General features: G+C 38.0%; 9 protein-coding genes and 1 pseudogene. 7 read left to right on the top strand and 3 right to left on the bottom strand.

Translation table 11 applies throughout. From position 1 onward, the window contains the following. The coding region (locus VNJ50_RS01620) for a hypothetical protein (RefSeq protein WP_325578421.1) at window positions 1-503 on the top strand (503 nt) is incomplete at its 5' end. Between the two features lie 174 nt (window positions 504-677). Here VNJ50_RS01620 and VNJ50_RS01615 read toward each other — a convergent pair. Then, complete coding sequence (locus tag VNJ50_RS01615; protein WP_325578419.1) at window positions 678-2879, bottom strand: RecQ family ATP-dependent DNA helicase; 2202 nt, start codon at window positions 2877-2879, stop codon at window positions 678-680. An 88-nt stretch (window positions 2880-2967) separates the two neighbouring features. Here VNJ50_RS01615 and VNJ50_RS01610 point away from each other — a divergent pair, with 88 nt between their 5' ends. The 4 genes from VNJ50_RS01610 to lptB all read left to right on the top strand — a co-directional run bounded on the left by VNJ50_RS01610 (window position 2968) and on the right by lptB (window position 5936). Further along, window positions 2968-3933 carry a KpsF/GutQ family sugar-phosphate isomerase gene (locus tag VNJ50_RS01610; RefSeq protein WP_325578417.1) on the top strand — a complete coding sequence of 322 codons (966 nt, stop codon included), beginning with the start codon at window positions 2968-2970 and terminating at the stop codon, window positions 3931-3933. After that, window positions 3933-4778, top strand: a complete 846-nt coding sequence (gene tatC, locus VNJ50_RS01605; protein WP_325578415.1) for a twin-arginine translocase subunit TatC — start codon at window positions 3933-3935, stop codon at window positions 4776-4778. Before VNJ50_RS01610 ends, tatC begins: the two co-directional genes overlap by 1 nt. After that, window positions 4771-5121, top strand: coding sequence for a carboxymuconolactone decarboxylase family protein (locus VNJ50_RS01600; protein WP_325578413.1), 351 nt, complete (start codon window positions 4771-4773; stop codon window positions 5119-5121). The genes tatC and VNJ50_RS01600 overlap by 8 nt, the downstream gene beginning before the upstream one ends. A 74-nt stretch (window positions 5122-5195) precedes the next feature. Next, the gene (gene lptB / locus VNJ50_RS01595; protein ID WP_325578411.1) at window positions 5196-5936 is read left to right on the top strand and encodes an LPS export ABC transporter ATP-binding protein; all 741 of its coding nucleotides are present in this window, start codon (window positions 5196-5198) and stop codon (window positions 5934-5936) included. A 7-nt stretch (window positions 5937-5943) separates the two neighbouring features. On the opposite strand, the gene VNJ50_RS01590 is transcribed toward lptB, so the two are convergent. Beyond that, window positions 5944-6819, bottom strand: a complete 876-nt coding sequence (locus tag VNJ50_RS01590; RefSeq protein WP_325578409.1) for a DUF808 domain-containing protein — start codon at window positions 6817-6819, stop codon at window positions 5944-5946. 56 nt (window positions 6820-6875) lie between these two features. Further along, entirely contained in the window at window positions 6876-7637 is a 762-nt protein-coding gene (locus VNJ50_RS01585; RefSeq protein WP_325578407.1) for a CDP-alcohol phosphatidyltransferase family protein, read from the bottom strand. A 302-nt stretch (window positions 7638-7939) separates the two neighbouring features. Between VNJ50_RS01585 and VNJ50_RS01580 the strand changes: the two genes are divergently transcribed. After that, a complete protein-coding gene (locus VNJ50_RS01580; protein WP_414652855.1) occupies window positions 7940-8926 on the top strand; it encodes a PorV/PorQ family protein in 987 nt (328 codons plus the stop codon). A gap of 41 nt (window positions 8927-8967) precedes the next feature. Then, window positions 8968-9665 (top strand): annotated as a pseudogene (locus VNJ50_RS01575) (apolipoprotein N-acyltransferase); the annotation flags it as partial.

Below are 9665 nucleotides of genomic sequence, written 5' to 3'. Positions count from 1 at the left end.
TTGAAAATATTATCAATGATGTGGATGGTGCACCTTTTGCTATTTCCGAAACCAATGTTTTGTATGCTGGGTTGAGTGAATTGGCGGGCTATCATTATTTTAAAACAATTACCATCGGTACGTTTCAAATTAAAACCTTTAATGGTGCAAAATTGATCATCAATGGAAAAGATTTTAAGTTAGAGCTTCATTCGGATATGGTTGAACTCGCCTCTGAATCTACAAAAATGGCCAATCGGAATATTACCAGAATTGATTTTGAAATCCATGAAGAAGATATTCCAAACATATCAAGAACCAGCGTGGAAAGCATCGAATTGATTGCAAAAAAGAACCATGTAAAGTTTCTAATTGTTGAAGGTAATTTTGATGAAGAACTGTCCAATGAAGGTGCTATACATGAAGAACCAACAAATGAAGAAGCAACGCATAAAACCTCAATAAATGAGGAATTAGATACTATGGAATCTGCGAATGAAGAAAAAACTCATGAACGGGAATAGAAGATCATTCTAAAAAAGATCATCAGATTTTCAGAGTTCAACAACTTAGATAACTTAGGTGAAAAACGAATTAAAAAAACGATAGATCTTCAAAACTTATTCGCAATCAAAATAATCTGACCTTATTATAAGGTAATACCTCGATTGAAACTTAGTCTGAAAGATCTATCAAATTTAATTGGCCACTTCGCTGATAAATTTTATTCGATACAAGCGGAGTTCTTCATCGTCATAATCGCCCTCAAATTCTTCGATGGCAACATCAATTTTATCAGTTTTTGATTCCATAAAATAATCATGGATTTCTTCCTGCTGGTCTTCATCCAAAATATCGTCAATCCAATAGTCAATATTCAACTTGGTACCTGAATAGACGATGGCTTCCAGCTCTTTTATAAAATCATCCATGGACATTCCCTTAGCAGATGCAATATCATCCAACGGCAATTTACGATCGACGTTCTGAATAATATAAAGCTTTAATGCCGAATTGCTCCCTGTACTTTTAACCACCAAATCATCAGGTCTGATAATGTCATTTTCTTCAACATATTCAGCAATAAGCGCTACAAAATCCTTTCCATATTTTTTAGCCTTCCCATCACCTACACCGTGTACTTGTACTAACTCTTCTAGAGTAATGGGATATTTGAGTGCCATGTCTTCCAATGACGGATCTTGGAATATCACAAACGGCGGAACGCCCAACTTTTTGGCATTACGCTTTCTCAAATCTTTAAGCATTCCCATTAACACCTCATCGGCTACAGCACCCTCACCTTTTGAAGCGGTAAGAATACTGTCATCTGTAGTTTCGTCAAACACATGATCTTCCGTCATCATAAAAGAGTAAGGCGATTTTAAAAAATCTCTTCCTCTATCCGTCAGTCGTAAAACACCATAGGTTTCGATATCTTTTTTCAATAATCCGGCTACCAAAACCTGACGGATCAATGCCATCCAATACCGTTTGTCCTTACCGTTTCCGACGCCAAAAAACGGCATGGTATCGGTTTTATGCGACACGATTAGTGCATTTGATTTTCCTATAATAACATGCACCAAATCCTTTGATTTATACTTGTCATTGGTTTGTTCAACAACATCTAATAAAACGGACACATCGTTTTGGGCTTCATGTTGTTTTTTAGGAAAACGTACATTATCGTCCATATCTCCGCCTTCACCCGTTTCATTGTCAAATTCCTCTCCGAAGTAATGCAAAATAAATTTTCGCCTGGACATGGAACTTTCCGCAAAGGCAACCACTTCTTGCAACAGCGCATGACCTATTTCCTGCTCGGCCACAGGCTTGCCCGCCATAAATTTCTCTAGTTTTTCAATATCCTTGTAGGCATAAAACGCTAAACAATGGCCTTCGCCACCATCACGCCCTGCACGGCCAGTTTCTTGATAATAACTTTCGATACTTTTTGGAATATCATGATGGATTACAAAGCGCACATCGGGCTTGTCAATTCCCATCCCAAAAGCAATAGTAGCCACAACGACATCCACATCTTCCATCAAAAACATATCTTGATGTTTTACGCGCGTTTTGGCATCCAATCCGGCATGGTAAGGCACTGCTTTAATACCATTAACTTGTAGCACCTGTGCCAATTCTTCAACACGTTTACGGCTCAAACAGTAAATAATACCGGATTTTCCTTCATTTTGCTTTACAAATCTAATGATATCCGAATCTACAGTTTTTAATTTTGGCCGTACCTCATAATATAGGTTAGGTCTGTTAAACGACGCTTTAAAGGTGTTGGCATCGGTAATATCCAAGCTTTTAAGAATATCTTCCTGTACTTTTGGAGTGGCCGTAGCCGTCAATCCAATAATTGGAATATTATCACCGATACGCTTTATGATGTGTCTCAAGTTTCGATATTCGGGTCTAAAATCATGGCCCCATTCACTAATACAATGCGCCTCATCAACGGCCATAAAAGAGATCGGGACGGATCTTAAAAACTCGACGTTTTCTTCTTTAGTCAATGATTCGGGGGCTACATAAAGCAGTTTGGTAATCCCATTTCGTATGTCTTCCTTAACTTGTTTGATCTCAGTTTTATTCAATGACGAATTCAGCACATGGGCAACACCCTCATGCTGAGATACCGCTCTGACGGCATCCACCTGATTTTTCATTAAAGCTATTAAAGGGGAAACAATAATTGCAGTACCATCTTCTATCAACGCGGGCAATTGATAACACAGTGACTTTCCACCGCCTGTTGGCATAATAACGAAGGTGTTTTTTCCTCCAACTATACTCTTTATAACGCTTTCCTGAAGACCTTTGAATTGGGAAAATCCAAAGTATTTTTTTAGCTCTGCATGTAAGTCAATTTCTTCTTTACTCATTAATCCTTATTAGTATTTTATATACATTTGCATAGGACTAAAGATACTAAAATTCTTTACATGCATCAAACCCAAAAATCAATAAATTTTGAACATTAAAAATACCATTCTCAGCACGGCAAAAAAAACCATTGAATTAGAGAGTTCGGCCATAGCAAATCTTGCCAACTTATTAACCGATGACTTTGCAGATGCTGTAGAACTCATTTACAAATCAAAGGGAAGAGTGATTATTACCGGCATTGGAAAAAGTGCCATCATCGCCAATAAAATTGTAGCCACCTTAAATTCTACCGGAACGCCAGCTGTTTTTATGCACGCCGCTGATGCTATTCATGGCGATTTAGGCCTTATTTTACAAGACGATGTGGTCATTTGTATTTCAAAAAGTGGCAATACCCCTGAAATAAAAGTATTGGTACCCCTCATAAAAAACGCCAATAACAAAATGATTGCCATTACTGGCAATACCACTTCCTTTTTAGGACTGCAAGCCGATTATATTTTAAATACCTATGTAGAAAATGAAGCCTGTCCCAATAATTTGGCACCAACCACTAGTACAACTGCACAATTGGTCATTGGTGATGCCCTTGCCATTTGTCTGGTCAACCTAAGAGGATTTTCAAGTAAGGATTTTGCGAAATACCATCCAGGCGGTGCCTTGGGCAAACGCTTATATATGCGCGTGAGCGATTTGTCATCCATGAATGAAAAACCTCAGGTAGAATTGCACACAAACGTCAAACAGGTGATCGTTGAAATTTCGGAAAAAATGTTGGGCGTTACCGCGGTTGTAGAAAACAATCAAATTGTGGGCATTATTACCGATGGCGATTTAAGACGAATGCTCAGTAAAAGTGATGCATTTATCCATCTTACCGCAAAAGATATCATGAGTTCAAATCCAAAGCGAATTGATGAAAACGCTATGGCAGTAGATGCCAAGGAACTTATGGAAACTAATGGAATCTCGCAACTTTTGGTTGAAAACGAAGGTAAATATGCCGGTGTAGTGCATATCCACGACCTCATTAAAGAAGGAATTATATAATGGCAAAAAAAAATATCAATGAGATGTCCTTTTTGGACCATCTCGAAGATTTACGCTGGCATTTAATCAGAATTACATTAAGTATTGTTATAGCAGGAACGGGAGCATTTGTATTTTCGAGATGGATTTTTGACGTCATCATCTTTGGCCCAAAAAACATGGATTTCCCAACCTATAAGTATCTGTGTAAAATGTCTAAGTTTTTAGGTGTTGATACGACATTTTGTGCAGAAACCTTCCCGTTCACCATTCAAAGTAGAACGATGGGCGGACAATTTTCTGCTGATGTTTGGACCTCTATTTATGCAGGTTTTATTATAGCATTTCCGTATATCGTTTATCAATTATGGAAATTTATAAGTCCAGGACTTTTAGAGAACGAACGTAAAAACTCTCGTGGTTTTATCATTATTTCATCTTTGCTCTTCTTTATGGGAGTCCTTTTTGGGTATTATATCCTTACTCCTTTATCGATCAATTTTTTGGGAACTTACTCCGTGAGCGATGAAGTTTCCAACCAATTTGATATCGGTTCGTATATCAGTTTAGTGAGGACAGCGTCAATTGCATCGGGGTTAATTTTTGAGTTGCCAATTATTATATATTTTTTAACAAAAGTTGGCATCGTCACTCCCGAAATTCTCAAAAAATACCGAAAATATGCTTTGGTCATCATTCTTATTATTTCTGCCATTATCACGCCTCCAGATATTGCCAGTCAGGTTATTGTGGCTATTCCAATTTTAGTGCTGTACCAAGTCAGTATTTATATATCGGCCATAGTGGTCCGAAATCAAGCTCGAAGTGCTCGAAACTCTCAAACTAAAAACGTAAAAAATGTCTGATATCGTCAAGGAATTTAATGATTATCGCACCAAAATGAACGATAAGATTTTGGCAGATGGCAATAATAAAATCATCAAACGGATTTTTAACTTAGATACCAATGCCTATACCGAAGGTGCTCTGGACGTCAAAACCAAAGAACTTTTAGGTTTGGTAGCTTCGGCAGTATTGCGATGCGATGATTGCATTAAATACCATTTAGAAACCAGTTATAAACAAGGTCTTACCAAAGAAGAAGTAAACGAAGCGCTGGGCATTGCAACCTTAGTGGGTGGCACCATTGTCATTCCGCATTTGCGCAGGGCTTACGAATTCTGGGAAGCTTTAGAGTCGCAAGGTTAAACTTTTTATAAAAGGTTTTGGTTTTTTGAGTTGCCCACAGGGATTTTACTATTTTTAACCAATCAAATGAGTCTATGAAATTAATTGCAACCAATTTAATGAAGTCCTACGGCGGGCGCCAAGTAGTCAAAGATGTCTCTTTAGAAGTCAATCAAGGTGAAATTGTAGGCTTACTTGGCCCGAATGGTGCCGGAAAAACCACTTCCTTCTATATGATTGTTGGCTTGATTAAACCCAATGGTGGCAAAATTTTTCTGGATCAGCAAGAAATCACCAAGTTTCCGATGTACAAACGCGCGCAGCACGGTATTGGCTATTTGGCACAAGAAGCTTCGGTGTTTCGTAAATTGAGTATCGAAGATAATATTTTGAGCGTGTTGCAAATGACCAAACTCTCCAAAAAGGAACAGCACGACAAAATGGAATCACTGATTGATGAATTTGGACTGGAACATATCCGAAAAAGTAGAGGTGATTTATTATCAGGTGGTGAGCGCCGACGTACCGAAATTGCACGTGCCCTGGCAACAAATCCGAACTTCATTTTATTGGATGAGCCCTTTGCAGGCGTCGACCCTGTTGCCGTCGAGGACATTCAACGCATTGTAGCACAATTGACCAAAAAGAATATTGGTATTTTAATAACGGATCATAACGTACAAGAAACACTTGCCATTACCGACCGAACCTATTTGATGTTTGAAGGCAATATTTTAAAAGCAGGAATTCCAGAAGAATTGGCCGAAGACGAAATGGTACGTAAAGTGTATTTAGGACAAAATTTTGAATTGCGTAAAAAGAAACTCTTTTTCTAATATCAACTCACTTCTTTAGCAATGCCACTATCTTTTTAATGCCTTCAAAAACCAACAAGGCTACAGCTCCGAAAGCTAAGCCTATAATGAATTCTCTAATAATGGAAGGCCAAGATTCCAGGAAGTGATGTAGAAAATCGAGGTTATGTGCAAAAATGCCACCAGCCACAAGAAGCAAGGCAATGGTCCCAATCACACCCAAACTTCTGATAACCCAAGGCAGAGCATTGACCAGAAGATGTCCGAAGAAATCTGAGATACTTTTATCTTTCTCATTAAAATTGATAAGGTTGTATCCAAAATCATCCATCCTAACAATAAGGGCAACAATACCATATACGCCGACCGTTGCGATGAGCGCCACAATTGAAACCACCAATATTTGATTCAGCAAAGGAATGCCCATAACGCTTCCCAGTGCAATAATGACAATTTCGACCGATAATATAAAATCTGTTATGATTGCCGATTTTATTTTTGATTTCTCAAGTGCTGCCATCTCAGCTTCACTGAGTTCTTCTTTGGCTATCTTCTGAGCTTCTTTATGATGTGGCACGAGATAGGCATATACTTTTTCGGCACCTTCAAACGCCAAATAAATACCGCCCAACACTAAAATAACAGTTACCACAGCAGGTAAAAAAGCACTCAATAAAAAAGCAACAGGCAAAATAATGAGCTTATTTATAAAAGAACCTTTCATAATGGCCCACAACACCGGAATTTCTCGCGATGCTAAAAATCCAGAGGCTTTTTCGGCATTGACCGCCAAATCGTCACCTAAAATTCCCGCCGTTTTTTTTGTTGAAATCTTAGCCATAGCAGCCACATCGTCCATCAAAACGCCAATATCATCTAAAAGTGCAAAAAAGCCCGAACTCATACAGTTTGTTGAAATTAATTAAAATAGTAAAAGGCTATTTCTAAGTAAACAGCCATTTATTCTTTGGATGCTTTAGAAAACAAAGACAACATCACGTATAAAACAATGATCAACGGAATGGCCAAAAATTTAAATACTACGATAAACAGCACACTTAAAACAAGAAAAATATAGCGCACCGCATTGGTTTTAAAGCTCCAGTCCTTAAATTTTAATGCAAAAAGCTTAATCTTTGAATTGAGCAAATAACAACTCAAAAAGGTCATTGCTGTCAAAAACCAAGGATTGAGAATAATAGCACTAATGGTATTGCTATTTTGAAATTCCAAGATCAAAGGCAAGGAAATGATCAAAAGTGCATTGGCAGGCGTTGGTAATCCTGTAAATGAAGATTGCTGGTCTTCATCCAAATTAAATTTTGCCAACCTATAGGCCGAGCCAAGCGTAATAAAAAAACCAATAAATGCTAACGGTGCATAGACTTGCAGTCCGTCAAATAAACCTGTATAATTCCATGAGGCATCTGCATTTTGGGCAATGGGCTGTCCTATTGATAAATTTAAAAGCTTAAACATGACCACACCCGGTACCAATCCGCTAGTGACCATATCGGCCAACGAATCGAGCTGGAGGCCCAATTCACTTTGTACATTTAATTTGCGTGCGGCAAACCCATCAAAAAAATCAAAAAAGATACCCAAAAACATAAATAGTGCAGCCCCCACAAAGTAATTCTGTACTGCCAATAAAACCGCAATGCAACCTGAAAATAAATTAAGGAGCGTAATAATGTTGGGAATATGTCTTTTAAAGCTCATGGTAAAAGTTTGTGTAAAAATAGTAAACTAATTTTATTGGAATAGGCTTATAATCAATTTTAAAAAAAATTATGGCCAAAATTGTTTCCGCTCATTCAATCTCAGTACTCAGACAGCGTATATTGAATCATGACCACATTAAGGTAGTCATACTAAAGCATGCCAATTTGAAGTTCAATTAAATTAAAATAATGTGCATCTTTGTAAAAATTTTGCGATTGAAAACACATGCTTTTGTTGCGCTATTCCTAATCACTTTGGTTTGTTACGGTCAGACCACCCGTAAATACTCCAACGAATTTATGAATATTGGTGTGGATGCCGCAGCATTGGGAATGAGCAATGCCGTTGTGTCGCAAACTTCTGATGTTAATTCGGGATATTGGAATCCGGCGGGATTAGTGGCTCTTGAAGATCATCAAATTTCATTAATGCATTCGGGGTATTTTGCCAATATTGCCAATTACAATTATGCCGCTTTTGCGATGCCTCTTGATGACCGGAGTGCTGTTGGAATTTCGTTGATCCGATTTGGAGTGGATGATATTTTGGATACCACCCAACTTATAGACCAACAAGGCAATATCAATTACGACCGCATCAGTCTCTTTTCGGCAGTCGATTATGGCCTGACATTTTCTTATGCACGAAAAATTCCTTTGGATGGATTTAGCTATGGTGTCAATGCCAAAGTTATCCGACGCATTATTGGCGATTTTGCATCGTCATGGGGGTTTGGTCTCGATTTGGGCCTGCAATTCCAATCCAAGAATGATTGGAAATTTGGAGTCATGGCCAGAGACATTACCACTACTTTTAATGCTTGGTCATTTAATAAAGAAAAACTTGAGGACATCAAAGATGCCGTTGAAGGCCAAAACCAAACGGTTCCCGAATCGACCGAACTCACTATCCCAAAACTGCAATTGGGGCTATCTAAAAAGTTCAAGTTTAATTATGACTATGCGTTGGTTACTGCTCTTGATCTGCATGTTCGCTTTGAGCAAAACAATGATATCATTTCTACGTCTTTTGCCAGTATAACCCCCTCTTTAGGCTTTGAGTTTGGTTACACCGATTTGGTCTTTTTGCGTGCCGGCGTTGGCAATTTTCAAAATGAACTGCAATTGGATTATTCTGAAAATCTGACCTTTCAGCCCAATTTTGGTGTTGGTTTTAAATACCGCGGCATTTCCATAGATTATGCGTTTACCGACATTGGCGATCAAAGCGCAGCCCTCTACTCGAACGTGTTTTCTATAAAATTGGATTTTAGCGTTTTTAGATAAACCACCTTTAGGATGTCAAATTTAGTTTGTAAATTTCCACAATGAAAAACCTTCTCCTCGTCATACTTTCCGGATTACTTTTAGCTTTTGGATGGCCAACCTACGGATTTCCTTTATTGCTTTTCATCGGATTTGTTCCACTCCTATTGGTCGAAAATAACGTTAGAAACTCTGATGTCAAACGGAAAAAATGGAAGGTTTTTGGATTCAGCTACCTAGGTTTTGTCATCTGGAATTTTATTACGACCAATTGGCTTCAATATGCCGATGTATTTGGTGCCACTTTTGCCATTTTGGTCAATTCCATGCTGATGGCATTAATCATCGTTTTATACCACAGCATAGCCAAACGTGCTACTGCAAACATCAGTTTACTGTTTTTGATATGTTTATGGATGGCGTTCGAAAAGCTTCATTTGGGCTGGGGATTTTCATGGCCTTGGTTGAATTTAGGCAACGGATTTTCAGAATACTTTACTTGGATACAATGGTATGAATATACCGGAACCTTTGGTGGCACTTTGTGGGTATGGTTGGTCAATATTTTGATTTTTAAATTGGCACTTAACTATCAACTTCAAAAATCAATACATCAGGTTAAATCAAAAATCATTATGGTTTTAGCGGTGATTGTTTTACCAATTTCAATTTCCTATATCATTTATTACAGTTATACCATTGATGGCCAGCCTATGAATGTCATCGCATTACAGCCTAATATTGATCCTTATTCGGAAAA

The organism is Gelidibacter sp., assembly GCF_035577925.1.
Taxonomy (GTDB): Bacteria; Bacteroidota; Bacteroidia; order Flavobacteriales; family Flavobacteriaceae; genus Gelidibacter.
This window is presented reverse-complemented; position numbering and strand designations above follow the sequence as displayed.

Bases quoted from the DNA above. Each gene is read 5' to 3' on its own strand.
- VNJ50_RS01615 (WP_325578419.1), bottom strand. From the start codon at position 2,879: ATGAGTAAAGAAGAAATTGACTTACATGCAGAGCTAAAAAAATACTTT.
- tatC (WP_325578415.1), top strand. From the start codon at position 3,933: ATGGCAAAAAAAAATATCAATGAGATGTCCTTTTTGGACCATCTCGAA.
- VNJ50_RS01600 (WP_325578413.1), top strand. From the start codon at position 4,771: ATGTCTGATATCGTCAAGGAATTTAATGATTATCGCACCAAAATGAAC.
- lptB (WP_325578411.1), top strand. From the start codon at position 5,196: ATGAAATTAATTGCAACCAATTTAATGAAGTCCTACGGCGGGCGCCAA.
- VNJ50_RS01590 (WP_325578409.1), bottom strand. From the start codon at position 6,819: ATGAGTTCGGGCTTTTTTGCACTTTTAGATGATATTGGCGTTTTGATG.
- VNJ50_RS01585 (WP_325578407.1), bottom strand. From the start codon at position 7,637: ATGAGCTTTAAAAGACATATTCCCAACATTATTACGCTCCTTAATTTA.
- VNJ50_RS01580 (WP_414652855.1), top strand. From the start codon at position 7,940: ATGAATATTGGTGTGGATGCCGCAGCATTGGGAATGAGCAATGCCGTT.